Raw genomic sequence first — 26,847 nt, 5'->3', positions numbered from 1 at the left:
CTGCTCCCACAACTTGCGACGCCTCGCGAAGCGCGCCCCTCGTCGGATCAGGCTGTGCAATGATATAGCTAAGGTTGCACCAGATGTCAAGAACAAAGTAAGAACATAACGCTGCGCCGCCTATCCCCCGACGTCATGGCCGCACCTGTTGCGGCCACCCACGTCTTTGCAGCGATGCGGCTCCTAAGCGTGGATGGCCGGGTCAAGCCCGGCCATGACGGGAAGTGCGTCGTCCCGGTTGTAACGTGAGCGGGTGTCGTCTCCGGCGAGGGAGGGTGATCCACGATCAAAGGGCTAAAGTGGATTCCCTTCACCTCCGCTGACACGTCCTTCCGGGAATGACGCCGGGGGCACTCTTCCAAGCGCGTCGGCGAAAGGGCCTCGCTAACCCTCGGCCCGCTTCTCCGCCGTGCCCACTGCCAGCGCCATCGCCAGCGCGAATGAAGCGGAGAGCGACCGGAAGGCGCCGAAATCGGCCTCCGCGACTTCGAGCCAGACATCGGCATTCGTCACCAGGGGGCTGAAGGCCGAATCGGTGATGGCTACAACCGGAACGTCGCGTTGCGCAGCCGCCGCCGCGAGGTCGGCCGTCACGGGCGCGTAGGGCGTGAAGCTGATGGCCAGCACCGCGTCGCGCTTGGACGCGATGGCGAGCTGCTCGGGGCCGAGCTGGCCCACATGGTCGATGAGGATGGCGCGCACGCCGAGCTTGCCGAAGGCATAGGCGCAATAGGCGATGACCGGGAAGACCCGGCGGGCGCCGAGGAGATAGATGGTGTCGGCCTTGGCCAGCGTCTCGATGGCGCGGGACAATTCCTCGGGTCTCACCGAAGCCTGCATCCGCTCCAGGGAAATGGCCGCCGCATGGGTGAAGCCCTCGAGCAGGGATGCCGCATGAACGTGATGCCCCTCCGAGTCGCGCAGGCCGCGCAGGCGCTCGCGGTAATCCGGGAAGCGCTCCCGCAGGCGGTCGCGGAAAATCTGCTGCAGGTGGGAGAAGCCGTCATAGCCAAGGCTCTTGGCGAAGCGCACGAGAGTCGAGGGCTGGACTCCGGCATGCTCGGCGATTCCCGCCACCGTGCCGAACGCCATGTCCTCGGGATGCTCGAGCGCGAAGGCTGCGATCTGCTTCAACCGCTTCGGCATCGCCTCGCGGCGGCTGAGCAGGAGCGTGCGGAGGCCGTCGAAGTCCTCGGGAATGTCCGTCGCGACCGCTTCCGCGCTGCCCATGCTGTCCTCTGTCTCCACTGCCGGCCTCAGACATCAGATCGGCCTTGACCCGATCCTACAAAAATGGAATAAAAATTCCAATATAGAAACAAAAAGGTTCTGACGTTCCGTTTAGTAAGGCGGACGATCGGATCGGCAGAGGGAACGCTGTACGGACGGTGATTCGCCCTTCGGCTCATTTGTTTTCTCTCTGCCCTTTGAGGCAAGCGGCAAGGCCGCGGCGTCCGCCGCAGCGCACAGGCGTTGCGACGCGCGCAGGAGAATCATCTGGGAGGAAGAGCATGAAAGCGTTTGTTACCGGTCTGGCCGCAGCAGCGGCCCTGACCCTTGCCACCGCCGCTCCGGTCTCGGCGCAGCAGAATACCCGCATCATCGTCGTCAGCCACGGGCAGGCCAACGATCCGTTCTGGTCGGTGGTCAAGAACGGCGTGGCGGCAGGCGGCCAGGACATGAAGGTCCAGGTCGATTACCGGGCGCCCGAAACCTTCGACATGGTCGCCATGAGCCAGCTCATCGACGCGGCTGTGAACCAGAAGCCGGCCGGCCTGATCGTTTCGATCCCCGATGCCTCGGCGCTCGGCCCGTCGATCCAGAAGGCGGTGGCCGCCGGCATTCCTGTGATCTCCATGAATTCCGGCTCGGACGTGTCGAAGAAGCTCGGAGCGCTGCTCCATGTGGGCCAGGACGAAGTGGAGGCCGGGCGCATCGCCGGCGCCAAGCTCAAGGAAATGGGCGGCAAGGTCGGCCTGTGCGTGAACCAGGAGGTCGGTAACGTGTCGCTCGACCTGCGCTGCAAGGGCTTCACGGAAGGCTTCGGCGGCAAGGTGACGGTGCTGCCGGTCACGAATGATCCGGCGGACGTGCGCGCCAAGGTGAAGGCCGCCGTAGCGGCGGATGCCTCTGTCGACACGATCCTGGCGCTCGGTGCCGGCACGGCGGGCGAGCCGACGGTCGCGGCCGTGAAAGATGCGGGCAAGACGGGCGCCGTTCGCGTGGCGACCTTCGATCTGTCGGCCGGCTTCCTTAAAGCCGTGGCTGCCGGCGAGGCGGTCTTCGCCATCGACCAGCAGCAATACCTGCAGGGCTACCTGCCGGTCGTGTTCCTGGCCAACTACGCCAAGTACGGCCTCATGCCGGGCGGCGACGTGGCCTCGGGCCCGAACCTGATCACAAAGGAGAAGGCTGCCCAAGTGATCGATCTGTCCGCCAAGGGCATTCGCTAAGATCGTCATCGAAGCCCGCGGCCGTGCCGGTCGCGGGCTTTCTTTTCATGTATTCATCCGGGGAGGCTCCCATGGTGAACACCACCCAGCCGACCGCAGATCTGTCTCCGGCTCCCGTCGTCGAGAAGATTCAGGACGAGCGCCTGCGGGAGGTCTCCCTCCTCACCAAGATCATGCGGCGTCCGGAGCTCGGGGCTCTCGCCGGGCTCGTCCTCGTGACGATCTTCTTTCTCTCCACCGCCGATGCGTCCATGTTCACGCTGGCGGGCATCATGAACATCCTCTCGCCCGCGGCCCAGCTCGGCGTTCTCGCCATCGCGGCGGCCCTGCTGATGATCGGCGGCGAGTTCGATCTCTCCATCGGCTCCATGGTGGCCTTCACGGGCCTGGTCTTCGGCGCCTTCATCACGATCAGCGGCTGGCCGCTGCTGCTCGCCATCGCCGGGACCTTCGTCGTGGCGGCGGTGCTCGGCGGGCTGAACGGCCAGATGGTGATCCGCACACGGCTGCCGTCGTTCATCGTCACGCTCGCCTTCCTGTTCATCCTGCGCGGTCTCTCGCTCGTCGGGCTGAAATGGGCCACCGGCGGCTCGACGCAGATGCGCGGCATCGGCGATCAGGCGGGCGAGAGCCTCGTGCGCGAGCTCTTCTCAGGGGTAGCTTTCGAGGGCGTGTTCTCGTGGCTCGCGGCGCACGACGTCATCGCCAAATTCCCGAACGGTACGCCGACCGTGACGGGCATGCCGGTCTCGATCGTGTGGTTCATCCTCTTCGCGCTCGTCGCCACATGGCTTCTCCTGCGCACGCGCGCCGGCAACTGGATCTTCGCGGCGGGCGGCGACGCCAACGCGGCGCGCAATTCCGGCGTACCGGTGGATCGGGTGAAGACCGGGCTGTTCATGCTCACCGCCTGCGCGGCGGCGCTGGTGGCCATCCTGACGGTGCTCGATGCGGGCTCGACCGATGCGCGGCGCGGCTTCCAGAAGGAATTCGAGGCCATCATCGCGGCGGTGATCGGCGGCTGCCTGCTCACCGGCGGCTACGGCTCGGCCATCGGGGCGTTCTTCGGCGCCATCATCTTCGGCATGGTGTCCATCGGGCTCACCTACACGCGGTTCGACTCCGACTGGTTCCAGGTCTTCCTGGGCGCCATGCTGCTGCTCGCCGTGCTGTTCAACAACTTCATCCGGCGCAAGGTGACGGGAGAACGCTGATGGACAACGAAACGCCGCTCATCGACATCCGCAACCTCGTCAAGCATTTCGGCTCGGTCATCGCGCTCTCCGGCGTCTCGCTCACGGTCCGTCGCGGTGAGGTCATGTGCCTGCTCGGGGACAACGGTGCCGGCAAATCGACGCTGATCAAGACGCTGGCCGGCGTGCACCGGCCGACTTCGGGCGAATTCTTCGTCGAGGGCCAGTCGGTGGCCTTCGCGAGCCCGCGCGACGCGCTCGATGCGGGCATCGCGACCGTGTACCAGGATCTCGCGATGATCCCGCTCATGTCGGTCACGCGCAACTTCTTCATGGGCCGCGAGCCCGTGAAGGGCATCTGGCCCTTCCGCAACGTGGATTTCGCCCATTGCGACGAGGTCACGCGGGAGGAGATGCACAGGATCGGCATCGACGTGCGCGATCCGCATCAGGCGGTCGGCACGCTCTCCGGCGGCGAGCGGCAATGCGTGGCGATCGCCCGCGCGGTCTATTTCGGCGCCAAGGTGCTGATCCTCGACGAGCCGACCTCCGCGCTCGGCGTGGCGCAGACCTCCATGGTGCTGAAATACATCCACCAGGTCCGGCAGAAGGGTCTCGGCGTGATCTTCATCACGCACAATGTGCGCCACGCCTACGCGGTGGGCGACCGCTTCACGGTGCTCAACCGTGGCAAGACGTTGGGCACCTATGCCAAGTTGGAGATCCAGATCGAGGAGCTGCAGAACCTCATGGCCGGCGGCAAGGAACTGCAGGCGGTCTCGGAGGAACTCGGCGGGATGGTGTGAAGCGCAGCACCTCAAGCAATCGAGATCACCGGCACAAGGCCGGCGATGACGTGGTGAGAGCTGGATGAAGTCTGAGCGATTGACCCAATGAAGGTGTTTCTACGCATAGCGGAGATCGCTTCCCTCTTGTGGTGGCTGTTCGCTTTAGGAGTGACGAATCTATTCACGCGCTCCTTGCCTTATATGACATGGAGAGCGGACTACCAGGGCTGCGTTCGAATGGCCGATATGATTTCCTATGTCGAGTGTGGGCACTCCTGGTTCGGGCAATTTCTGGGCAACCTTCTGACATGGGCCACGATTTGGACGGAAGCCGCATATGTGATCATGGACATTCTATCGATCCCGGTCCTGTTACCTTTGGTGTTTGTCTGGGGAGCATCCGTCATTCTCGCTTTGGCTTGTCTGTCCCGCATGATGCTGAGTCTGGCCAGAGCCTATAAGCGCGTGAATGTATGAAGTTTCGATGGCGAAGTAGTCGCTCTTAGAGCAGTGCAGCACCAAACACAGACCTGCGAGGAGAACGGGATGCAGTCTCTCGGCATCGGCCTCATCGGCACAGGCTATATGGGCAAGTGCCACGCGCTCGCCTGGAACGCCGTTGCTGCCGTCTTCGGTGACGTTCCGCGCCCACGCTTGGCCGTTCTGGCCGAAGCGTCGCAGGAACTCGCGGAGCGCAAAGCCCAGGAACTCGGCTTTGCCCGCGCGACCGGCGACTGGCGCTCCCTCGTGACGGATCCGTCAATCGACGTGGTGTCGATCACCACGCCCAACGCTTTCCATCCCGAGATGGCGATTGCGGCCCTCGAAGCGGGCAAGCATGTCTGGTGCGAGAAGCCGATGGCGACGAGGCTGCCCGATGCGGAGCGGATGCTCGTTGCCGCCCGTGCCTCGGGCAAGGTCGCGGCGCTCGGCTACAATTATATCCAGAACCCGGTCATGCGCCTGATCCGCCGCATCCTGGACGAGGGGCAGATCGGTGATGTCAATCATCTGCGTGTCGAGATGGACGAGGACTTCATGGCCGACCCGGATGAGCTTTTCTACTGGAAAAGCGAAGCCTCTTCGGGACATGGCGCTCTCGACGATTTCGCCGTCCATCCTTTGAGTCTGCTCTGGACGCTCGTGGGCGGCGTGCGGCGGGTGTGCGGCCACATGGCGAAGCCTTATGCCGACCGCCCGGTGCAGGGCGGTGGTCGCCGCGCGGTGGAGACCTATGACATTGCAACGGTCCTGATGGAGCTGGAGAGCGGTGCGTCGGGATTGCTAGCCGTCAATCGCTCCGCCTGGGGCCGCAAGGGGCGCATCTTCGTGCAGATTTTCGGCTCCAAGGGCACCATCGTCTTCGACCAGGAGCGCATGAACGAGGTGCAGCTCTACACGGTGGGTGGATCGCGGGATTGCCAAGGCTTCCGCACCATCCTCGCCGGGCCGCAGCATCCACCTTACGACAAGTTCATTCCCGCGCCCGGCCACGGTCTCGGCTTCAACGACCTGAAGATCATCGAGTGCCGCGAGTTACTGCGGCGCATTGCCGGCGAGCGGGCGCATCTGATCGAGTTCGAGGACGGCATCCGCATCGAACGCACGGTGGACGCCATGGCGACAAGCGCTCATGAGGGACGCTGGATCGAGGTTCCGGCTCAAGGGGCCCTTAGGGACGGAAAATAATCGACGGCTTCGGGTGTCAGGAAATCCCGGAAATCACGAAGGGGGGCTTCGAGGAACGCCCCCTGGCAGACTCCGCTGATGGCGTGGGGTAATCCATTAAGAGCAAAGACAGCTTGGTCGCCCTGCTTGAACGAGACCTCCAGATGATCCTTGATCACGTCCCCGAGTTCGCACTCACCGGGAAGGTCGTTTCCCTTTTCCTTCGCGCGCTTGAGCAGGAAGGCTCTGAACTCATTGTCCGGCCCCCAGCTGTAGGCGTTGGGGTTGGCGCGGGCCTGAGCAAGATCGACTCTTTTGTTGTCGCCAATGGAGCTTGGCACCCAGCTGCGGAAGATCCGGCTGACATCGAACCGTTCCCCGCGCTTTACATCGAGCGTAACCGCGTTTGCAATATGGCTTGGATGGGCGCCGCCGCAGAAGATGCTGCCGGTCTCCGACCAGCTCATGATGGCGGGCGAGAGATATTCAACCTGGATTGTTAGTTCGTCGATACCGCCCAGATCCGGGCCGCTCTCCGCCGGGTATATGTTGGTCCACCCCAGGCCTGCATATTGCTTCGCCTTGCAGGACAGGGCGTCCAGGTTCCAACGCCAATGTTGGCTTTGTAGATACAGGTTTGCCGGGTGATCGGTATCGATCGGTGATTCCAGCCGCGTGATCCGCGGAAAGGCGACTTTCGTGCGGGGGTCCACTACGAAGCGAAATGCCACGTCCCCCCACATCGTTTCCGGTCCTTCCTGAAGCCTCACCTGCATCTTCAGGATGTCATAGGGCGAAACGGCCGGGTCCAGGGGCTTGTCGTCCGTGTGAAGCAGCGTGATGAGGATGTCGGCCAATCCTTCGGGCGTTGCTGAGAAAAGCTCCCCCTTGGCGCGGGTCGCAATTCTATCAAGCCTGATGGGAAGGGGTGAGGCTCCCTTGCGTTGCCAGGACCCCTCGAGCGCGCCATTCGGAGCGGCGGTGAGATGCCAGCGTGCTTCAACGGGAGCCTTGGTCTTTTCCTCTCCTCCCGGATACGTGCAGATCTTGCGATTGCAGGCTTTTTCCTCATCCAGAACGGCTTTGCCCGAGTTCGTGGAAACGGGATCGAGCGGTATGTCCACCCCTTGCGCGGGATAGAAGTAGCGGCCGGCCACCGGCTCCCCGGCTGAGGTGATGTCGTCGGATAACTCGACGACGATATCGTGCTTGCCGAGCGTGCCCCTGTAGATGGTGGGCTCGGCGAGAGCCACGGAACTTATGCAGGTGACCAGCGGCAAGAAAGCGCAGATCCGGCGTGCCATCGACTTCCTCCGTCGGCGACGCAGTAGAGCACAAGCCTCTCGAGAGGCAAGTTTCCCTAAGGGCTGATCTCAAGGATCAAGGTCAGGCGGCGTGCGCCTTCAGCACTGCGAGGAACGCATCCGCGTAGCGGTCGAGCTTGGCCTGCCCCACGCCGTGGACTTCGCCGAAGGCGCGCACGGTGGTCGGGCGCTTGGCCGCCATGTCGATGAGGCTGCGGTCGGAGAAGATCACGTAGGCCGGCACGCCCTCTTCCTTGGCGAGGCGCGTACGCAGGCCCTTCAGGTCGAGGAGCAGCGGATCGTCGGACGGCACCACGGATTCCGCTTCCATCCGGCTGCGCCGGCGGCGGCGCTCGGCGGGCTTCATGAGCACGTCGGAGCGCAGCTCGATCCGCTCCTGGCCCTTGAGAACGGCGACGCCCTTGTCGGTCAGCGTCCAGCGGCCGTATTCCGCCAGCTCCAGGCCCACGAGTCCGGCGGCGTAGATCTGGCGCAGGAGCGAGCGCCATTCGGTCTTCGAGCGGTCGTTGCCCACGCCGAAGGTCTTCAGCTTGTCATGGCCGAAGCGGCGGATGGAATCGGTCTCCTCGCCCACGAGGATGCTGATGAGGTGCTCGGTGCCGAAACGCTCTCCGGTGCGCACGATGGCGGAGAGGAGCTTCTGCGCCTCGATGGTGCCGTCGAAGGACATGACGCCGTCGATGCACAGGTCGCAGTTCCCGCACGGCTCCGCGCTCTCCCCGAAATAGGCCAGCAGGGTCTGGCGGCGGCAGCGCGGCGCCTCGCACAGGGCGACGAGCGCATTGAGCCGCTGGCGCTCCACGCGCTTCTGCTCGTCGGATGCATCGCTCTGTTCGATCTGCAGGCGGCGCAGGCGCATGTCGTCGAGGCCGTAGAGGGTGAGCGTGTCGGCGGGTGCGCCGTCGCGGCCCGCGCGGCCGATCTCCTGGTAATAGGCCTCGATGGATTTCGGCAGGGCCGCGTGGGCGACGAAGCGCACGTCGGGCTTGTCGATGCCCATGCCGAAGGCGACGGTCGCCACCATCACGACCCCGTCCTCCTGCAGGAAGATGTCCTGGTTCTTGGCGCGGTCTCCTTGAGGCATGCCCGCGTGATAGGGCAGGGCGCGATAGCCGGCCTGGCTCAAGGAATCGGCGAGCCGCTCAGTGGCATCGCGGGACGAGCAATAGACGATGCCGCTCTCGTGCCGGTGCTTGTCGAGGAAGGAGAAGAGCTGGCGCCGCGAATGCTCCTTGGCCTGCATGGCCAGGCGCAGGTTCGGCCGATCGAAGCCATGGATGAAGAGGCGTGGCTCCTCCTCGAACAGGCGATGCATGATGTCGCCGCGGGTCGCCACGTCGGCGGTCGCGGTGAGCGCGATGGTCTGCACGTTGCCCAGCCGCTGGCGCACCTCGCCCAGCATGGCGTATTCCGGCCGGAAGTCGTGGCCCCATTGCGAGACGCAATGGGCCTCGTCGATGGCGAGCATGTTCACGCCGGCCCGCGCCAGCCACTCGGTCGTGCCGGTATTCGCCAGCCGCTCCGGCGAGGCGTAAAGGAGGCGCATGCGCCCCTCGCGCACCGCGTCGACCACGCGGCGGTTCTCGTTCTGGTCGTTGGCGGAGTTGAGGCTTCCGGCCTCGACGCCGAAATGGCGGAGCGCCGCCACCTGGTCGCGCATGAGGGCGATGAGGGGCGAGACCACGATGGTCAGACCCTCGCGGGCCAGCGTCGGCAGCTGGTAGCACAGGGACTTGCCCGCGCCGGTCGGCATGACGGCGAGAACGTCCTCGCCGGCCAGAACCGCGCGCACGATCTCCTCCTGTCCTTCGCGGAAGGAGGGGAAGCCGAAAACGTCGTGGAGAATCTTGGCGGGGTCGATCACGAATGCCGTGTGGCCGATGACGGATTCAAGGTCAATGCGTCATCGGGAATCTGCAAGACGGCCAGAACCCCTCTTGCGGCGGCCAAGCCGGTGGCGAAGGTCGCCTGGAGCAGGTATCCGCCGGTGGGCGCTTCCCAGTCGAGCATCTCGCCGGCCACGAAGACACCCGGCATCCGTTTGAGCATCAGGTGGTCGTCCAGTTCCGCGAATGGCACGCCCCCGGCACTGGAGATGGCCCGGTCGAGGGATTTCGTGCCGGTCAGCGTCAGGGGCACGGCCTTGATCAGGCGAGCGAGGGCATCGGGTTCGGAGGGCAGGGAAGGGGACGCCTCCCGGAGCAGGGCGATCCCGACGGGGCTGAGACCGGCGCTCTTGCGCAGGAACGTGGAGGCCGACTGGCCCTTCCGCGGGGCGCCGAGGCGTTTTACCAGGGCGTCCTCGCTGAGGTCGGGCCGCAGGTCCAGGTGCAGAATGGCCCGGCCCGACCGTTCGATGGCGTCGCGGAGCACGGCCGAAAGGGCATAGACCGCGCCCCCTTCGATCCCGTCCGCCGTTACGATGGCCTCGCCCTTCACGGTTCTTCCTTCGAAGGTCAGGGCGATTCGCTTCAGGGGCTCGCCCTCGAAGCGGCTGCGCATGACCTCCGACCAGGGAAGGGTGAAGCCCATATTGGCCGGGCGAAGGGGCGAGACCGCGATGCCGCGCCCGGATAAAAACTCCACCCAGGTTCCATCGGAGCCGAGCCGGGGCCAGCTCGCACCGCCGAGCGCCAGGATGGTGGCATCGGGCTTGCTTCGAACCGGCTGGCCGGCCGGGCCGGTGAAGACCAGGTGGCCGTCCTCGTCCCAGCCGTGCCAGCGATGGCGGAGCGCGAAGCGGATTCCGAGATTCTCGAGCCGGGCCAGCCAGGCCCGCAGGAGGGGAGAGGCCTTGAACGCCTTGGGGAAGACGCGGCCGCTTGATCCCACGAAGGTTTCCTGGCCCAGGCCTTCGCACCAGGCGCGCAGGTCCTCGGGGCGGAAGGCCTCGATGAGAGGGCGCAATCGCGGCTGGGCCTCGGCGTAGCGGGCGAGGAAGCGCTCGAACTCTTCCGAATGGGTGAGGTTCAGGCCGCCCCGTCCCGCCATGAGGAGCTTCCGCCCGACGGACGGCATCCGGTCGTAGACGGTGACCTTGAGGCCCGCGCGGCCGAGAACCTCCGCGGCGATCAGGCCGGCGGGGCCGCCGCCCACGATGGCGACTTCAGGAGAGGAGGGCTTTAAGGACATGCGGTCAGCTGACGCGGGAGGGTGTGGAATCTGGACCCTTGCGCTGCAACATGGCATGCAGCGTCATCGGGGTCATGGTTTCTGCACATGAACGCCACAGGCCCTTTTTGCAAGGGGAGCGGCACCTGAACGCCGCCCGAAGGGGATTTATCGATGCGTGCTCTCATCATCTCGGGCCTCTTGGCCCTGGGGCTGGCCGGCTGCGCGGGCGATCTGGCTCTCACCCCCAAGGATACCGTCCTGGCGAGTTCCACGAGCGATGCCGCCGAGGCCGCCCGGCTGATCTCGGCCTATCGCATGTCGAGGGGCCTGAGCCCGGTGACGGTGGACACGACCCTGAACAAGGCGGCCGAGCATCAGGCCCGGGCGGTGGCGGCGGCGGGCCGGCTCAGCCACGGCAGCTTCGCCAGCCGCATGAACGATTACGGGGTCATCGGCTACTCGGCCGAGAACCTTTCGGCCGGGTCCGACACGGTGGACGGCGCCATCGGGCGCTGGAAGGCCTCGCCCGGCCACGACAGCAATCTCCTGATGCCCCAGGCCCGCAAGATCGGGCTCGCCCGCGCCGATGCGAACAACCGTTATGGCCGCTACTGGGCCCTCGTTCTCGGGCAGTAAGCCGGAGCGTTTCCCCTGAGCGTGGGCGCCGGGTTGAAGGAAAAAATGCGCCTCTCTGTTTTCCCGAGAGTGCGCTCGCTCTCCGGCACCAACGGAGGCTTGACGCGTTAGGATAGACATTCCTTTCCTTCGCGTACCTCATGACCCATCAACAGATGCTCTCCTTCGCCATCGTCGCCGGGATGATGGCGCTCTTCGTTTGGGGCCGCTTCCGCTACGATCTCGTCGCCGTTCTGTCGCTCCTGGTGGCGGTGCTCGTCGGAATCGTCCCGCCCGACAAGGCTTTCGAAGGCTTCAGCGACGACATCGTGGTCATCGTGGCGAGCGCTTTGCTGGTGAGCGCCGCGGTCGCGAGGTCCGGTATCCTAGAAGCCGGGCTCAACCGGGTCGGGCCTTATTTGCGCACCACGCAGATCCAGATCATCGTGCTGGTCGGCGTGGTGACGGTCCTGTCGGCGTTCGTGAAGAACATCGGCGCCCTGGCGATGATGATTCCCGTGGCGTTCCAGATCGCCCGGCGCACGAACACGCCGCCGTCGAGCTTCCTCATGCCGATGGCCTTCGGGTCGCTTCTCGGCGGCATCGTCACCCTCGTCGGTACCTCGCCCAACATCATCGTGTCGCGGATGCGGCAGGAACTTCTGGGCCAGCCTTTCGGCATGTTCGACTTCACGCCGGTCGGAGTCGGCATCGCGCTTGCGGGGGTTGTCTTCCTGGCCTTCGGCTACCGCCTGCTGCCGCAGGGCCGCAAGGGAGCCGCATCCCTCGATGCGGCGCTCGACATCAAGGATTACGTGACCGAGGCGCGCGTCACATTCGAGTCCGACGTGGTTGGGCAGACGGTGGCGGATCTGCACAGGCTCGCCAATGGCGAGGTGAAGGTCGCGGCCATCATCCGCAACGAGACCCGCAGTTCCTCACCCCTTCCGGATGCCAGGATCCAGGAAAACGACGTGCTGATGCTAGCGGGCGAGCCGGATGCGCTCGAGAGCGCCGTCGCGCGCGCCGGCCTGAGGATGAGCCGCGAACACCGGCTGCCCTTGATGGAAGAGGCCACGGACGAGATCGGCGTCATCGAGGCCATCGTCGGGCCGAATTCCGTCGTGAGCGGCCTCTCGGCCGAGCGTCTCGGGCTCTACGAGCGCTTCGGCGTCAATCTCATCGCGGTCAGCCGCAGCGGTGAACGGTTCAAGGAACGGCTGCGCACCATTTCGCTGCGTCCGGGCGACGTCATCGTGCTCCAGGGCAACCTCAAGCGCCTTCCCGACACCCTCCGCGATCTCGGCTGCCTGCCGCTGGCGGAACGGGAGATCCGCCTCGGCAGCGCGCGCAGAAGCCTCCTGCCGGCGGCGATCCTCATCGGCACCATGCTTCTGGTGGCCTTCAACATCCTGCCGGTCGCCATCGCGTTCTTCGGCGCGGGCGTGCTGCTCATGCTGTTCGGATCACTGACCCTGCGCGAGGCCTATGAGACCGTCGAATGGCCCATCATCGTCATGCTCGGGGCGCTGATCCCGGTCAGTGAGTCGATCCGGACCACGGGCGGGACGGACCTGATCGCCGGCTGGCTCTCGTCGACCGCCAGCATGCTGCCGCCGACCGGGGCGCTCGTGCTCATCATGGTGGCCGCCATGGCCGTGACGCCGTTCCTCAACAATGCCGCGACGGTGCTGGTGATGGCCCCCATCGCGGCGAGCTTCGCCACCCAGCTCGGCTTCAAGCCCGATGCCTTCCTCATGGCGGTGGCCATCGGGGCGGCCTGCGATTTCCTCACGCCCATCGGGCACCAGTGCAACACGCTGGTGATGGGGCCGGGCGGCTATCGGTTCGGCGATTACTGGCGGCTGGGCCTGCCGCTCTCGATCCTGGTGGTGGTGGTCGGCGTGCCGCTCATCATGCTGGTCTGGCCGCTGCAATAAGATCGTTCAGCGCAGGATGGCCGTCAGCAGCAGGGTCGTGCCGGCCACCGACGACGACAGGGCGACGATCATGGCCCAGAGATGCAGACGGTCCCGCTCCTCCTGGTTGAGCAGGGGGCGGTAGCGCGAATCCGAGCGGCCGAAGATGAAGCTGGCGGTCCGGGCCGGCCGGGGATCATGGGGCAGCACGGCGAAGCTCGACCGCGCCGTCTGAGAGCGCGCGCTGTAGGTCGGTTCGCGGGAGAGCTGCTGGGTCATGGTTCAAGCGCTACACAGGACTGGATTGCGAGCGCGAGGTTCGCCCCGAAGCCGTGAAGGAGTGGTAAAGGAGAGAAGGCACTTTTCGGCATCGTAAACCAAACCTTTCTCAGCCCGGGATTTTCGCTGTGGATTGTCTGAAAGCGGACAGGTTGCCGTTTCGATTCATGCCCTATCGTCACATTATGACATAACTATGGGTGATGGAGAGCTTGATCGCGAACGGGATAACATTTTTTGAAGATGGTGCCTGCTGTCCCGAAGTAGACGGGACCCTGCTTCCGCCGCGCCGAAGCAAGGGAGAAAGTCGGGCTTGTCCTAGCCGCAGGAATCGGGTCGCGCGACGAACCCGCATGTGCCATTCCAGTTCGTGGTTTGCGGGAACGGCACGATGGCACAAGCCTCTATCCAGAAGACGATGAATGCATCCGATTGGGCGCTGCTGGCGATGCTCTCCGTCGTCTGGGGCGGCTCGTTCCTGTTCATCGGAGTGGCCGTCCGCGAGCTGCCGCCCTTGACCATCGTGGCCCTGCGGGTCGTCACGGCCGCCGCGGCGCTCCTCCTCGTTCTCAGACTTATGAAGGTGGAGCTGCCGCGCGGACGTCAGGCCTGGGCCGCCTTTCTCGGCATGTCGGTCCTCAACAACGTCATCCCGTTCACGCTCATCGTCTGGAGCCAGGGCCACATCGCCAGCGGCCTGGCGTCCATTCTCAACGCGACCACGCCGCTCTTCACGGTCATCGTGGCGCATTATCTGACGGTCGACGAGCGCCTGACGGGCCAGCGGCTTGCGGGCGTGATCGTCGGGTTCGCCGGCGTCGCCGTGATGATCGGGGCTGCGGCCTTCGTGTCATTGGATGCGGGCATCCTCGCGCAGCTCGCGGTTCTCGGTGCGGCCCTGTCGTACGGATTTGCAGGGGTCTTCGGACGGCGCTTCAAAACCATGGGGATCCCGCCGCTCGCCACGGCGACCGGCCAGGTCACGGTTTCGAGCGCGCTTCTCCTGCCCGCCGCGCTGATCGTCGACCGGCCCTGGACATTGGCGATGCCGAGCACGGGAGCGATCCTGTCCCTCGTGGCCCTCGGTCTGGTCTCGACAGCCTTCGCCTATCTGATGTTCTTCCGTCTGCTCGCGCGGGCGGGCGCCACCAATGTGGGCCTCGTGACCTTTCTCATCCCTGTCAGCGCCATTCTGCTGGGCGTGCTCGTTCTCGGCGAGACCCTGGCGCCCCGGCATATGGCCGGGATGGCCCTGATCGGGGCAGGGCTCATCCTGATCGACGGACGGCTTGTCTCGAGGCTGGGCGCCCGGTTCAGCGCGAGGCGCCCGGCTGCGCACGGAAGCGGTTGAACATCATGTCGGGCGCGCTGGTGTTGTGGCGGGAGGGAACGAGCCGTCCCATCCAGGCATCGGTCGCCTTGCCGCCCTGGAAGGTCATGATCGGCTCCTCGCGCCACGAGCGGGCCTTTTCCTCGCGCACGGCGATGCGCGCCACATCGGCGTTGAACTCGGTCACGTACATGGAGCGAAGCCCCGCGAAGGGCAGCCCGGAGACCGCCTGATCCAAGGAGACGTCGAGGGTCATGCGCTCCTCGTTGAGGGCCTTGACGACGACGCTCGCCTTGCCGCCCTTCGCCAGGGTCAGCGTGAAGGTCATGGACTTCGGGTCGAAGGCGACATCCTTCAGGTTCACCACGGGCCGCTGGTCGAACTCCACCGGGCCGACGAGGAAGGAGGAGCCGTAGGAGGTCCAGTCCAGGTGCTCGGGCGGGAGCGGCTTGATGCGCCAATAGCCGTCGCCGGGATAGATCACGAGCACCTCCGCGGCCTTGTCGCCGCGCTTCTTGAGCAGCTGCAGGAGATGGATCTTCGGTGTGACCTTGTCGCCGATGGTCACCGTGACGTCGCTCGGGCGCCAGAACTCTGTGAAGGACAGGCCCATGATGCGCAGTTCGCCGTCCTCATAGAGGGTCGACATGGTCGGGTGCGGCTTGGCCGAGGTTTCCGCTGAGATGTCCTCGCAGGCCGTCCAGTCCGGCTCCCAGCGATCCTGGCGCAGAGAGCCGAGATAGGCCGGATGCACGGCCTCGATCTGGAAATGTTTCACCTCCGGCGAGGCGAAATTGATCGCCACATTGTCCTTTTCGGCGCAGAGCACCGGCTCGCTCGTATTCGTCACGTCGACGGCCAAGCCATCGAGTGTGGCGGCGGTCGCCGTCGAGGCGAGGCCGAGGAATCCAAGGGCGAAAAGCCGGGACAGGAAATGGGGCATCGTCAATGGTCTTTACGGAAGCTGAAGCGCAGGGAAGCGCCAGAGATAGCGCGCTCCGACTTTGCCGTCGAGCCAAGAGGCCTTTGCAGGCGAGCCTGTTGATTAGGCATGGCTGCCATCGCATCTATGGGATTAGGGATCGTGGGAGGCCTGTGATAGGGTGAAAACCGTCCTGAAGCGTGGCTTCAGGGGCCCTTTGGCCCTGAGGACCTCCGTCTCCCGCCAGATTTGAGGCTGTTTGCCAGAGTATTCGAGAATGCGCCTGACCTTGAGCCTGTCCGACACGCCCGCCACGACCTCCGTCGAGCGGGCGATCATGGAGTTTCGCAGCGCCCGTCCCGTCGTCATCGACGGATCGGAGGCGAGCGCGCTCGCTGTCGGCGTCGAGGATCTGGATGAGGCCCTATGCGCCGCGATCGAGGCGGTGGCCGGCGGTCGCGCCCATCTCGTCCTGCCGGCCGCAAGACTGCGCCGCCTCGGCCTCGAGCGGGAGGTTCCTGGCCGCGTCGCCCTGCCGGTGGTGGAGCGCGGCCGCGTGGAAGCCCTGGCGCTGCGGGTCGATGGCCGCATCGACGCGCCGGTGCGCCCGACCGACGAGCTGGACGGGGAAGCCCTGGAGCTGGCCCGCCTGTCTCTCGTCCTGCCGGCTGTGATCGTCGTGCCGCTGGCGAGGGGCATCGAGATCGATCCCTCCCTCGTGCGCGTGTCCGGCGAGGCCGTTCGGGACTATCGCCGGGCCATGGCGGCCGATCTCAGGATCGTCAGCCGGGCGCCGGTGCCGCTGGAGGGCGCGCCTGCGAGCGAGTTCGTGGTATTCCGCGGCGGCGAGGGCCTGCGCGACCAGGTGGCGATCATCGTCGGCAAGCCGGATGTCGCCAAGCCTGTGACTGTCCGGCTCCATTCCGCGTGCCTGACGGGCGATCTCTTCGGCAGCCTCAAATGCGATTGCGGCGACCAGCTGCGCGAGACGGTACGCTTCATGGCCTCGCACGAGGGAGGCATCCTGCTCTATCTCGACCAGGAGGGGCGCGGGAACGGCCTCGCCAACAAGATCCGCGCCTACAAGCTCCAGTCGCAGGGCTACGACACCTACGACGCCGACGAGATGCTCGGCTTCGAGGCCGATCAGCGCCGCTTCGACTTCGCCGCCGTGATGCTCAAGGAACTGGGCGTCGGCAAGGTTCGCCTCATGACCAACAACCCCGAGAAGATCGGTGCGCTGGCACAGGCCGGGCTCGAGGTTATTTCCGATCACCGCGTCCTCGGCCGCCCGACCGCGGAGAACGTGAGCTATCTCGCGGCCAAGCGGGACCGGGCTGGGCACTACATCGATCTCGACGGCATGCTGGCCTGCTCGCAGAAGGACTGAGCGGCCGGTGGCCGCCCCATACCTCACAAGATCCAACTTTCGGTTCTATTGCCGCGGCAGAACAATATCCTAGCTTCTCCCTGAGGCGGAAAGACCCCTTCGGCCCGACCGCCATGCCATGGGCGCCAGCCAGTGCTGGCGGGTACAGGGGAAAGCTCATGTGGAGCCAAGTCTATAATCCATTCGGCAACGCGACGTTGTCGACCATTGCGGCGGCCATTCCCGTCGTCCTGCTTTTAGCGATGATCGCGTCCGGCAAGGTGAAGGCTCACATCGCCGCCGTCATCGCGCTTCTCGCGGCGATCGCGGTCTCCGTCTTCCTGTTCACGATGCCGGCCGGGCTTGCCACCCGCGCCGCCCTGTTCGGGGTCGCGACCGGCATGTTCCCGATCGGCTGGATCATCCTGAACGTCATCTTCCTTTACCGGCTCACGGTGGAGAGAGGGTGGTTCGCGACGCTTCAGCAATCCGTCGGCGATCTCACGACGGATCGCCGCCTCCAGCTGCTTCTCGTCGCCTTCTCCTTCGGGGCCTTCTTCGAGGGCGCGGGCGGGTTCGGCACGCCTGTCGCCGTGACGGGCGCCATCCTCATCGGGCTTGGGTTCTCGCCCCTCGCGGCCTCCGGTCTCTCGCTCATCGCCAACACGGCCCCGGTGGCCTATGGCGCCCTCGGCGCCCCGATCCAGGGTCTGGCTTCGGTCACCGGCTTCGATCCTTACGTTCTCGGCGCGATGGTCGGGCGTCAGCTGCCCTTCTTCTCGGTCATCGTTCCCTTCTGGCTGATCTGGGTCTTCGCGGGCTTCCGAGGCATGATCCAGGTCTGGCCGGCGATCCTCGTCTGCGCCGTGTCCTTCGCGATCCCGCAATTCCTCATCTCCAACTACATCAATCCCTGGATCGTCGATATCGGGGCATCGCTGATCTCGATGGCCTGCCTCGTCGGCTTCATGCGGATCTGGCGTCCGAGAGAGGTCTGGACCTCCCCGGCGCTTCGCACGCACGACATCTCGGCCAGCACCATGACCCGCCCGGCTCCATTGAGCGCCGGCACGGCCAACGTGACGCCGAAGGCGAGCCGCAACGAGGTCATCCGGGCCTGGGTGCCGTGGATCATCCTGTCGGTGATCGTCGCCATCTGGGGCACCGGCTGGTTCAAGGCCCTCGTCAATCCGATCTTCACCTGGAACTACCCGGTCCCGGGCCTGCACAACATGGTGCAGAAGGTTGCGCCCATCGTGGCCAATCCGACGGCGGAACCCGCCGTCTTCGCCTTCACCTACATGTCCTATACGGGCACGGGCGTGCTGATCGCGGCGATCATCGCGGGCTTCGTCATGGGCTTCTCGCCCCTGCGGCTCGTCACGGCCTGGTTCGAGACGATCTGGGTGCTGCGCTACTCGCTCATCACCATCGCGGCGATGCTCGCCATCGGCACGCTGACGCGCTTCTCGGGCGTCGACGCGACGCTCGGCCTCGCCTTCGCCGGAACCGGGATCCTCTACCCGTTCTTTGGCACCCTGCTCGGCTGGCTGGGCGTGGCGCTGACGGGGTCTGATACCGCATCCAACGTGCTGTTCGGCGGTCTCCAGAAGATCACGTCGGAGCAGCTCGGACTGTCGCCCATCCTCATGGCGGCGGCGAACTCGTCCGGCGGCGTGATGGGCAAGATGATCGACGCGCAATCCATCGTCGTGGCCTCCACGGCCACGAACTGGTTCGGCCATGAGGGCAGCATTCTGCGCTTCGTGTTCTGGCACTCCATCGTGCTCGCCTGCCTGGTCGGCGGACTCGTGATGCTGCAGGCCTATGTCTCGCCGTTCACGAACATGGTCCTGCACTGAGGGGCAGGCAAAACAAAACCGCCGCCGGATCTCTCCGGCGGCGGTTCTCGCTGACTGGATTCAGCGCGCCGGCATGCCGGTTTCGACGATCTTCGCCCAGAGCGAGACGCCGTAGGGGCTCGCCTCGTCGTTGAAGTCGTAGGCCGGGTGGTGGACGCCTGCCGTATCGCCGTTGCCGAGGAAGATGTAGGCGCCCGGGCGCTCCTCCAGCATGTAGGAGAAATCCTCGGCGCCCATGAGCGGGAGCACCGTGGTGTCGACGCCGTTCTCGCCCGCGACGGCACGCGCGACATTCGCCATGAACTCCGTCTTGTCCGGGTCGTTCATGGTCACCGGATAGCCGCGGTCGTACTCGACCGCAGCCTTGGCCCCGAAGGCCGCGCAGACGTTGTCCACGATGGCGCGGATGCGGATCTCGGCAAGGTCGCGCACCTCAGGCGAGAGGGTGCGCACGGTGCCGAGCAGGGTCGCGGTCTGGGGGATCACGTTGAAGGCTTCGCCCGCCTTCACGGTGCAGACGGAAACCACCACCGAATCGAGCGGGTCGGCGCTGCGCGACGCGATGGTCTGCAGGGCCGTGATGATGTGGGCCGAGATGACCACCGGATCGATGCAATCGTGCGGGCGCGCCGCGTGGCCGCCCTTGCCTTCGATCTGGATCGTGAAACGGTCGGCCGCGGCCATCATCGCGCCGGGCCGGATGGCGAACTGGCCCACGGGGATGCCCGGCATGTTGTGCATGCCGTAGACCTCATGCACGCCGAAGCGCTCCAGCAGGCCGTCCTTGAGCATTTCGTTGGCGCCGCCGCCGCCTTCCTCGGCCGGCTGGAAGATCACCACTGCGGTGCCGTCGAAGTTGCGCGTCTCGGACAGGTACTTCGCCGCCCCGAGCAGCATCGCCGTGTGGCCATCATGGCCGCAGGCATGCATCTTGCCCGGCACCTTGGACTTGTGGGGAACGTCGGTCGCCTCCTCGATGGGAAGCGCGTCCATGTCGGCGCGAAGGCCGATCACCCTGCCGGAATTGTTCGTCCGGCCCCGGATCACGCCGACGACCCCGGTCTGTCCGAGGCCGGTCACGACCTCGTCGCAGCCGAAGCTCTTCAGCTTCTCGGCCACGATGCCGGCCGTGCGATGCACGTCGAACAGCAGCTCCGGGTTTTCATGGAAGTCGCGGCGCCAGGCAGTGATTTCATCGGTAAGATCGGCGACGCGGTTGATGATCGGCATGTCGTTCCTCGGGTCAAGAATCCGGAAGCTGCCAGCCAAGCAGAGGCGATGCCCTTCCGTCAATCCTTCCCTAAGAAGAAGACGGTGTCCTTACGTTGTGCGGCGCAAAACGGCCTTGGGGCGGCTCGTGCGGAACTGCCCGCGCTCGATGGCGACGAAGATCAGAACCAGGACCAGGAGCGCCGTGAACCACCAGACCTGCGTGGTGCCGATGCCGAGGCAGCCCAGGGCGTAGGTGCAGGCGAACGCCGCCATGATGCTCGGCGCCACGGTGGCGCGATGGCTCTCCGCCCCGACGACGACCTGATACAGCAGGACGCTGCCGGCCACCGCGCCCACGATGCCGAGCTCGTACCAAACCTCGAACAGCAGGGTGGACGGCGCGTTCGGCGGCAGCAATCCGACGAAGCGTCCGCGCAGGGCCGTCTCCAGGCCGTGCCCGGTCAGAAGCCGCTGCGGCTCCTCGAGAACGATGTGGCGCCACGCCTCGAGGCCGAGCGCCGTCGGCGAGCCCGCCCCGAGGAGACCTGTCGCCAGGGGCTTCAGGAGGAACGGCAGGACGGGCGCGAACAGCAGCAGGCCCGCCATGGCGAACCCGGTCAGGCGGGCGCCGAGGACCGGGTTCCAGGCCGTGACGACGAACACGGCGGCGCCGGCCGCCAGACCATAGAGAGGCAGGCCGTCGCGGGTCAGGAGGGAGCAGACGGCCACGGCGAGCGCGAGACCGAGGGCTTCCAGGTTGCGCCCGCGGGAATGAAGCCAGGCAACGGCGGGCCAGACGAGCAGCACCAGCATGAGCATGCCGCGCTCCAAACTCAGGCCGCCTGGATCGAGGCGGCTGCCGCCGGTCAGCGTCAGGCCGATGGCGATCACGGCCGCGAGGCCGACGCCCACGGGAAGGAGATAAAGGTTGGCCGAGCGCATCCGTTCAGGGATGGCGAGATATCCGCCCAGCCCCATGAGGGCCATGCCGATGATGTTGAGAAGCCGCTCGGATGCCTGAGGCAGGAAGGGCGTCCAGGCCAGGGAAAGCCCGGCCCAGAGGAGCAGTACGAGCCCCGCGATGCCGCCCGGGGAGGCGGTGAGCGCGACCAGCTTGTCCCAGGCGTTCCGGGCACTGCCGTCGAGCACCGAGGCGAGGACGAGGAGAATGACCGCCAGGGGAGCCATGACCACGAGAGCGCGCCGCGTGAACAGGGCCGCCAGGGGAACGGCGAAGAACAGGAGCGCGAAGCCGAGGCGCCGCAGCATGGCGGCGGCATCGGCTGAAGGGTTGGCCGCTTGGGCAACGGGGCGGATCATGCGGACAGGCGATCGACTTTTGAGCATTCAGGAGCGGAAAGCCTAATGGACGGGAAAGCGAAAAGCTGTAGGTGCGATGCAACACACGCCTTCCATTGTCTCTTCCCCAGGAGGGGTATAGCCCTCCTTCGCCGCCGCCTCCGATGCCGGCGCGAGACCGGACATGACGTGGGGGGCGTCCCCGGCGCACGCATGGCGGGAAAGGGATCCTTCAAAGGGATCCATGGCGTTGCGCCCGATCGTGGATCCCCTTCGGCCTTTCCGTCCGTTTCGATCAGTCCCGCTGCCCGCGGATGAAGTTGATGATCCCCGAGAAATCGTCGCCCTCATGCCCGGCATTGTTGAACAGGGCGTAGAGCTGCGCCGCCTCGGCGCCCAGAGGGGTCGAGGCGCCGGACGCGAGGGCGGCCTCCTGGGCGAGCTTCAGGTCCTTGAGCATCAGGGCCGCGGCGAAACCCGGCTTGTAGCCGTTATTCGCCGGGGAGGCCGGCACGGGACCGGGCACCGGGCAATAGGTGGTGAGCGACCAGCACTGCCCCGACGAGGTGGAGGCCACGTCGAAGAGCGCCTGATGCGACAGGCCGAGCTTTTCGCCGAGCACGAAGGCTTCCGCCACGCCGATCATCGAAATGCCGAGAATCATGTTGTTGCAGATCTTCGCCGCCTGGCCCGCGCCGGCCTCGCCGCAATGGACCACCTTCTTGCCCATCCTCGCAAGGATCGGCTCGGCCCGGTCGAAGGCGTCTTTCGCGCCGCCCGCCATGAAGGTGAGCGTGGCGCCCTTGGCGCCGCCGACGCCGCCCGACACCGGAGCGTCGAGGCTCGCCAGGTTGCGCCCCTGCTCGCGGGCCATCACATGGGCCTTGCGGGCACTCTCCACGTCGACGGTCGAGCAGTCGATCAGCAGGGCGCCTTCCTTGACGGAGGAGAGAATGTCCGCCCAGACCGAGAGCACGTGCTTGCCGGCGGGCAGCATGGTGACGACGATCTCCGCATCCCTCACCGCATCGATGGTCGAGGCGGCGATGCTCGCTCCGTCGTGGCGCGCCTGATCGCAGGAGGCGGGCGAGAGGTCGAAGCCGGTGACCTTGTGCCCGGCCCTGACGAGATTGGCCGCCATGGGGCCGCCCATGTTGCCGAGGCCGATGAACGCGATGGTGGTCATGAGAATCCTCCCGTCTTGTTGTGAGATTTTGCGATGAGGCGTGCCCTCACGCGCCGCGCGCTCTCCAGAGCGACCCCGCCAAGGCGAACCCGTAGAACCAGAGCATGAGCGAACCGAAGACCTTGTCGAGCGATGGGTTCAGGCTCGGAAAGAATACGGCGAAATGAGACCCGACGGCCGCCATGATCAGCATCCCGGGCACGGCGACGAGCGCCATGGCGTGCAGCCCGGCTTTCGCCGGCACGCGCAGGATCGCCGGGGCCGACAGGCCGAGCATGAGGCCGAGCGCCCCTCCGAAGGTGAAGTTGAGCTGGAACGGGCGGCGTCCTTCGAGGAAGAACCATGGGCCGGCGACATGGAACAGCGCGAAGATGACGGCAGCCAGACCGAAACCGAGCCCGAGGGATCGTACGATCATCGATTCCCGCGTCCCACCAGATCACGCGCCACGATGAGCCTCATGATCTCGTTGGTGCCCTCAAGAATTTGATGAACGCGCAAGTCCCGCACGATCTTCTCCACGCCGTAATCGGCGAGGTAGCCGTAGCCGCCATGAAGCTGCAGCGCGTCGTTCGCCACCTGGAAGCCGACATCGGTCGCCATGCGCTTGGCCATGGCGCAGAGCTTCGTGGCGTCGAGCGCTTTCGCATCGAGCGCGGAGGCCGCGCGCCAGAGGAAGGTGCGCGCCGCTTCGAGCTCCGTCGCCATGTCGGCGAGCTTGAACTGAAGCGCCTGGAAATCCGCGATGCGCCGGCCGAAGGCCTTGCGGTCGTTCACGTAAGCGAGCGCCTTGTCGAGCGCCGCTTGAGCGCCGCCGAGCGAGCAGGCGCCGATATTGAGGCGCCCGCCGTCGAGGCCCGACATGGCGATCTTGAAACCCTGGCCCTCGTCCGAAAGCCGGTTGGCGACGGGCACGCGTACGTCCTCGAAGATCACGGCGGCGGTGGGCTGCGCGTTCCAGCCCATCTTCTTCTCCTGCGCGCCGAAAGACACGCCCGGCATGTCCTTCTCGATCACGAGGGTCGAGATGCCCGAGGGGCCGTCCTCGCCCGTGCGCACCATGGTCACGTAGATGTCCGAGGTGCCCGCGCCCGAGATGAACTGCTTCACCCCGTTGACGACGTAATGATCGCCGTCGCGCACCGCCCGGGTCTTGAGCGCCGCCGCGTCCGAGCCCGAGCCCGGCTCGGTCAGGCAATAGCTCGCGATCAGCTCCATGGTGACGAGGCGCGGGATGTAGCGCTGGCGCTGCTCTTCCGAGCCGTAGCGGTCGATCATCCAGGTCGCCATGTTGTGGATCGACAGGTACGCCGATACGGCCGGGCAGCCGGTGGCCAGCGCCTCGAAGATGAGCGCCGCGTCGAGCCGCGTCATGCCCGATCCGCCCACATCGTCGCGGGTATAGATCGCCGCCATGCCCAGGGCGGCCGCCTCCCGCATCACGTCCACGGGAAAATGCTTCTTCTCGTCCCATTCGAGGGCATGGGGGGCGAGGTTGTCCGCAGCAAACGCGAGCGCCATGTCGCGGACGGCGATTTGGTCTTCGGTGAGAGAGAACTGGGTCATGCCCCATATCTGGCCCGGCAGTGCCATGCGGGCAAGCCGACTTTCGGCGGGAGGAGGGCTGTGGACTCCCAAGACCGGCTGTCTCGTGCCTCCGATCGTCATGAGATCAGAAGCGGAAGCCCTTGCGTCATTCTCATATTCATGTCACCTATCGTGACATGAATACTAGGCAGCAGACCCGAACCTACGAAAGCGCCATCCGAAGGGAGCAGGTCGATGCCACCCGCCAGCGCATCCTGGCGGCCGTGGGAGCTTTGCTCGACCAGAATCCCGAGCATGCGTTCTCGCTGGACGAGGTTGCGAGTGCGGCTGGCATCAGCCGGCGCACCATCTTTCGCTACTTCGCTACCAAGGAAGAGCTGATCGATGCTTTCTGGCTTCATATCAACGCGTCGTCAGGCGCTGGCTTTCCTCGGAGTGAGGAAGACCTCGTTTGCCGCCCAGTCGAGCTGTTCGAGTCCCTGGAGAGCGTCGCGGGCGTCGTCCGTGCATCACACCTGTCGGCGGCTGGCTATGCCATGCGGCTGCGCGCCGGCGAAGAACGCCGCGCCGCCTTCAGGACGTGCCTTGCGGATGTCACGGCGGGCATGTCCCCAGAGGAGGCCGTCAAGCTCGAAGCTGTAATCCAGCTGCTCTACAGCGCCACAGCCTGGCTGACGTTCAAGGATTATTGGGGGCTCTCCGGGCGCGAAGGCGGCGAAGCGGTCTCCTGGGCGATCAGAACCCTCATCAACGAGGCCAAACGAAAGAAGCACGCCATGGATACGGAATCGACGAAAGGAATTCGATCCTTATGAAGCACATCGATTTCGATATGGCAGACCGCGTCGACCTGAAGCATCGGGTCCCGAACTGGCGCGAGCTCCTGAGGGACGACACGACGCCTGAGGACCCGGCGCTGCCGCCACTGCGAAGCGTCATGCGGTTCCTCTCACAAACGCGGCTCTATAGACTTTTCATTGAACCATTAGCGAAGGGAGACGATTGACAATGACCGATAAACCCCTCCGCCGTGCCGTTCTTCACGGCATTACGCAGGCCCATTCGATCTGGGTGCTGAGCGACCGTGTGTCCATCATTGGGCATCTTGAGGATCAGGATCTCTATATCGTCGATGTCACCGTGCCGCCGGGAAGCGGTACGCCTCCGCACATGCATCCCGCTCCGGAAATTCTGCGCGTTCTCGACGGCACGATTCTTTTTTGGTGCGAGACGGAAAAAGGGCCCCTGGAGGTCAAGGCCAAGTCCGGCGATGTCTTCACAGTGCCAGGGGGTGTGCCGCACGGCTATCGCAATGCGAGCAACGAGGAAGCTCGGATGATGCTCATTGCGGATCGCCGAATGATCGATTTCTTCAAGGATGTCGGCACCCCGGTCGCGCCGCCTCCCGGACCGCCTTCGGAGGAGGATATCGGGCGGGTCATGACGGCCGCCGCCCGACACGGGTTCACCATGCTCGTCTGATTTTACGGGCAGCCGGGGTGCAATCCTCGGCTGTCGCTTCTTGCTGCCTATTGTTGCTTACTTCATCGTCGGAATGGAGAATTCCGCGCCTTCCAGCCGCCGATGGTGTAATAGGCGAGTGGCACCGGGATCGGCACGTTGATGCCGACCATGCCCACATTCACCTTGGAGGCGAAGTCACGGGCGGCGTCGCCGTCGCGGGTGTAGATCGCCGTCATGCCGAGGCCGGCCGCCTCCCGCATCACGTCCACGGGAAAATGCTTCTTCTCGTCCCATTCGAGGGCATGGGGGGGCGAGGTTGTCCGCAGCAAACGTGAGCGCCATGTCGCGGACGGCGATTTGGTCTCCGGTGAGTGAGAACTGGGTCATGACGCGATCTTAGCGCTTATTGGACGGTCCTGTAGTTCGACTCTTTGCTAATCACGGAAGCGAGATCCCAGGAGCCTGGATCAAGGTGGTGGTCTTTTCTTTAGAGCCTCGATCTCGGATCTTAGCGCGTTCCTGAAAAGAACTTCATTGTATTCAGCGCTCGCGCGTGTCGGCAAAATTTCCCTAGCAATCGCGATTGGGGAAGGGTTCCCGCAGAGACGGTTCTCACCGTCCCAACGCCCGCTCCGACCTGCTGCAAGCTCAAAATTCCTGCTCAGTGGCTCCACGAAGAAGATCGCGATCGTTTTATCGCCCTCCAGATTGTGGATTGTCTCTTCAACTGGGCAGTTGTCCACGCAGGGAATGGCTGGATACCAGATGACCTTTGCATAATATCCGCCGTTACCCTTCAACCATTCAGAGACTTCGTACGTGACGACAAAGATGCCGCCTTGCCTTGCCAGGGGAACGTATTCGGCAGAAGTAACGCGGCCGATAAAGATCGATTGCATGTCCGCAACGCGTTCCCGAGCATAATCGGAAGCGAGCTCAGACGCTGGTCTAGAGGCCGGAATGTCTCGCGAATAGGGCGGGAGGGGACATTGAAGCGCCTGCACCGGCCATGCGAAAACCGCCGCTCCCAGGGTGAGAGCGGCGGCGAGAGTTTTTCGCGAAGCGGGGGTCAAGCCGTCCTCACTTCATCGTCGGAATGGAGAATTCCGCGCCTTCCTTGATGCCGGACGGCCAGCGGGACGTGACCGTCTTAGTCTTGGTGTAGAAGCGCACCGCGTCCGGGCCGTGCTGGTTGAGGTCGCCGAAGCCGGAGGCCTTCCAGCCGCCGAAGGTGTAATAGGCGAGCGGCACCGGGATCGGCACGTTGATGCCGACCATGCCCACATTCACCTTGGAGGCGA

At 65.2% G+C, this 26,847-nt stretch carries 26 protein-coding genes and 1 pseudogene; 13 read left to right on the top strand and 14 right to left on the bottom strand.

The window, feature by feature from the left end:
* Nucleotides 1–384: 384 nt before the first annotated feature.
* The gene (locus tag OC446_RS23395; protein ID WP_262031419.1) at nt 385–1,230 is read right to left on the bottom strand and encodes a MurR/RpiR family transcriptional regulator; all 846 of its coding nucleotides are present in this window, start codon (nt 1,228–1,230) and stop codon (nt 385–387) included.
* A 281-nt stretch (nt 1,231–1,511) separates the two neighbouring features.
* On the opposite strand from OC446_RS23395, the gene OC446_RS23390 reads away from it, so the two are divergent.
* The 5 genes from OC446_RS23390 to OC446_RS23370 all read left to right on the top strand — a co-directional run bounded on the left by OC446_RS23390 (nt 1,512) and on the right by OC446_RS23370 (nt 6,123).
* Nucleotides 1,512–2,453: a sugar ABC transporter substrate-binding protein gene (locus tag OC446_RS23390; protein ID WP_262031418.1), complete on the top strand. Its 942-nt coding sequence runs from the start codon at nt 1,512–1,514 to the stop codon at nt 2,451–2,453.
* A 71-nt stretch (nt 2,454–2,524) separates the two neighbouring features.
* Complete coding sequence (locus OC446_RS23385) at nt 2,525–3,667, top strand: ABC transporter permease (protein ID WP_262031417.1); 1,143 nt, start codon at nt 2,525–2,527, stop codon at nt 3,665–3,667.
* Nucleotides 3,667–4,452 carry an ATP-binding cassette domain-containing protein gene (locus tag OC446_RS23380; RefSeq protein ID WP_262031416.1) on the top strand — a complete coding sequence of 262 codons (786 nt, stop codon included), beginning with the start codon at nt 3,667–3,669 and terminating at the stop codon, nt 4,450–4,452. The genes OC446_RS23385 and OC446_RS23380 overlap by 1 nt, the downstream gene beginning before the upstream one ends.
* A 219-nt stretch (nt 4,453–4,671) precedes the next feature.
* Nucleotides 4,672–4,911 carry a hypothetical protein gene (locus OC446_RS23375; protein ID WP_262031415.1) on the top strand — a complete coding sequence of 80 codons (240 nt, stop codon included), beginning with the start codon at nt 4,672–4,674 and terminating at the stop codon, nt 4,909–4,911.
* A 69-nt stretch (nt 4,912–4,980) separates the two neighbouring features.
* Nucleotides 4,981–6,123: a Gfo/Idh/MocA family protein gene (locus OC446_RS23370; RefSeq protein ID WP_262031414.1), complete on the top strand. Its 1,143-nt coding sequence runs from the start codon at nt 4,981–4,983 to the stop codon at nt 6,121–6,123.
* On the opposite strand, the gene OC446_RS23365 is transcribed toward OC446_RS23370, so the two are convergent.
* From OC446_RS23365 to OC446_RS23355, 3 genes are all read right to left on the bottom strand, one after another.
* On the bottom strand, nt 6,096–7,406 hold the full coding sequence (locus tag OC446_RS23365) for a hypothetical protein (RefSeq protein ID WP_262031413.1): 1,311 nt from the start codon (nt 7,404–7,406) through the stop codon (nt 6,096–6,098). The genes OC446_RS23370 and OC446_RS23365 overlap by 28 nt on opposite strands.
* A gap of 82 nt (nt 7,407–7,488) precedes the next feature.
* Complete coding sequence (gene recQ, locus OC446_RS23360) at nt 7,489–9,291, bottom strand: DNA helicase RecQ (RefSeq protein ID WP_262031412.1); 1,803 nt, start codon at nt 9,289–9,291, stop codon at nt 7,489–7,491.
* A complete protein-coding gene (locus OC446_RS23355) occupies nt 9,288–10,559 on the bottom strand; it encodes an NAD(P)/FAD-dependent oxidoreductase (protein ID WP_262031411.1) in 1,272 nt (423 codons plus the stop codon). The genes recQ and OC446_RS23355 overlap by 4 nt, the downstream gene beginning before the upstream one ends.
* Nucleotides 10,560–10,712: 153 nt before the next feature.
* On the opposite strand from OC446_RS23355, the gene OC446_RS23350 reads away from it, so the two are divergent.
* Nucleotides 10,713–11,177, top strand: coding sequence for a CAP domain-containing protein (locus tag OC446_RS23350; RefSeq protein WP_262031410.1), 465 nt, complete (start codon nt 10,713–10,715; stop codon nt 11,175–11,177).
* Nucleotides 11,178–11,317: 140 nt separating this feature from the next.
* The gene (locus tag OC446_RS23345; protein ID WP_262031409.1) at nt 11,318–13,096 is read left to right on the top strand and encodes an SLC13 family permease; all 1,779 of its coding nucleotides are present in this window, start codon (nt 11,318–11,320) and stop codon (nt 13,094–13,096) included.
* Nucleotides 13,097–13,102: 6 nt separating this feature from the next.
* Here OC446_RS23345 and OC446_RS23340 read toward each other — a convergent pair whose 3' ends face one another.
* Nucleotides 13,103–13,354: a hypothetical protein gene (locus tag OC446_RS23340; RefSeq protein WP_262031408.1), complete on the bottom strand. Its 252-nt coding sequence runs from the start codon at nt 13,352–13,354 to the stop codon at nt 13,103–13,105.
* A gap of 391 nt (nt 13,355–13,745) precedes the next feature.
* On the opposite strand from OC446_RS23340, the gene OC446_RS23335 reads away from it, so the two are divergent.
* Nucleotides 13,746–14,705: a DMT family transporter gene (locus tag OC446_RS23335; RefSeq protein ID WP_262031407.1), complete on the top strand. Its 960-nt coding sequence runs from the start codon at nt 13,746–13,748 to the stop codon at nt 14,703–14,705.
* Here OC446_RS23335 and OC446_RS23330 read toward each other — a convergent pair.
* On the bottom strand, nt 14,668–15,627 hold the full coding sequence (locus OC446_RS23330) for a hypothetical protein (protein WP_262031406.1): 960 nt from the start codon (nt 15,625–15,627) through the stop codon (nt 14,668–14,670). The genes OC446_RS23335 and OC446_RS23330 overlap by 38 nt on opposite strands.
* A 256-nt stretch (nt 15,628–15,883) precedes the next feature.
* On the opposite strand from OC446_RS23330, the gene ribA reads away from it, so the two are divergent.
* On the top strand, nt 15,884–16,996 hold the full coding sequence (ribA, locus tag OC446_RS23325; protein ID WP_262031405.1) for a GTP cyclohydrolase II RibA: 1,113 nt from the start codon (nt 15,884–15,886) through the stop codon (nt 16,994–16,996).
* A 158-nt stretch (nt 16,997–17,154) separates the two neighbouring features.
* Complete coding sequence (locus OC446_RS23320; protein ID WP_262031404.1) at nt 17,155–18,837, top strand: L-lactate permease; 1,683 nt, start codon at nt 17,155–17,157, stop codon at nt 18,835–18,837.
* A 60-nt stretch (nt 18,838–18,897) separates the two neighbouring features.
* Here OC446_RS23320 and OC446_RS23315 read toward each other — a convergent pair whose 3' ends face one another.
* From OC446_RS23315 to OC446_RS23295, 5 genes are all read right to left on the bottom strand, one after another.
* Complete coding sequence (locus OC446_RS23315; protein WP_262031403.1) at nt 18,898–20,067, bottom strand: M20 aminoacylase family protein; 1,170 nt, start codon at nt 20,065–20,067, stop codon at nt 18,898–18,900.
* Nucleotides 20,068–20,157: 90 nt separating this feature from the next.
* Nucleotides 20,158–21,369 (bottom strand): peptide ABC transporter permease, encoded by a 1,212-nt coding sequence (locus tag OC446_RS23310; RefSeq protein WP_262031402.1) that lies wholly within the window; start codon nt 21,367–21,369, stop codon nt 20,158–20,160.
* Nucleotides 21,370–21,643: 274 nt separating this feature from the next.
* Entirely contained in the window at nt 21,644–22,534 is an 891-nt protein-coding gene (mmsB, locus tag OC446_RS23305) for a 3-hydroxyisobutyrate dehydrogenase (RefSeq protein ID WP_262031401.1), read from the bottom strand.
* Nucleotides 22,535–22,580: 46 nt separating this feature from the next.
* Nucleotides 22,581–22,952, bottom strand: a complete 372-nt coding sequence (locus tag OC446_RS23300; protein WP_262031400.1) for a DUF5367 domain-containing protein — start codon at nt 22,950–22,952, stop codon at nt 22,581–22,583.
* A complete protein-coding gene (locus OC446_RS23295) occupies nt 22,949–24,100 on the bottom strand; it encodes an isobutyryl-CoA dehydrogenase (protein ID WP_262031399.1) in 1,152 nt (383 codons plus the stop codon). The genes OC446_RS23300 and OC446_RS23295 overlap by 4 nt, the downstream gene beginning before the upstream one ends.
* Before the next feature lie 122 nt (nt 24,101–24,222).
* Between OC446_RS23295 and OC446_RS23290 the strand changes: the two genes are divergently transcribed.
* The 3 genes from OC446_RS23290 to OC446_RS23280 are packed head-to-tail and all read left to right on the top strand — an operon-like array spanning nt 24,223 to nt 25,564.
* Nucleotides 24,223–24,897: a TetR/AcrR family transcriptional regulator gene (locus tag OC446_RS23290; RefSeq protein WP_262031398.1), complete on the top strand. Its 675-nt coding sequence runs from the start codon at nt 24,223–24,225 to the stop codon at nt 24,895–24,897.
* On the top strand, nt 24,894–25,088 hold the full coding sequence (locus tag OC446_RS23285) for a hypothetical protein (RefSeq protein ID WP_262031397.1): 195 nt from the start codon (nt 24,894–24,896) through the stop codon (nt 25,086–25,088). The genes OC446_RS23290 and OC446_RS23285 overlap by 4 nt, the downstream gene beginning before the upstream one ends.
* A 2-nt stretch (nt 25,089–25,090) precedes the next feature.
* Nucleotides 25,091–25,564 (top strand): cupin domain-containing protein, encoded by a 474-nt coding sequence (locus OC446_RS23280; RefSeq protein WP_262031396.1) that lies wholly within the window; start codon nt 25,091–25,093, stop codon nt 25,562–25,564.
* A gap of 251 nt (nt 25,565–25,815) precedes the next feature.
* Here the strand turns inward: OC446_RS23280 and OC446_RS31110 are convergent.
* The 3 genes and pseudogenes from OC446_RS31110 to OC446_RS23265 form a co-directional block, all read right to left on the bottom strand.
* Nucleotides 25,816–25,875: pseudogene (locus OC446_RS31110) on the bottom strand (hypothetical protein); the annotation flags it as partial.
* Between the two features lie 138 nt (nt 25,876–26,013).
* Nucleotides 26,014–26,445 carry a hypothetical protein gene (locus OC446_RS23270; RefSeq protein WP_262031395.1) on the bottom strand — a complete coding sequence of 144 codons (432 nt, stop codon included), beginning with the start codon at nt 26,443–26,445 and terminating at the stop codon, nt 26,014–26,016.
* Between the two features lie 181 nt (nt 26,446–26,626).
* Nucleotides 26,627–26,847, bottom strand: a 221-nt coding sequence (locus OC446_RS23265; RefSeq protein WP_262031394.1) for an aldehyde dehydrogenase family protein, incomplete at its 5' end; no start/stop codon positions are given.

Source organism: Microvirga sp. Mcv34, assembly GCF_024519725.1.
In the GTDB taxonomy this organism is placed as follows: Bacteria; Pseudomonadota; Alphaproteobacteria; order Rhizobiales; family Beijerinckiaceae; genus Microvirga.
The sequence above is the reverse complement of the archived record's forward strand: the minus strand, read 5'-3'. Positions and strand labels throughout refer to the sequence as shown.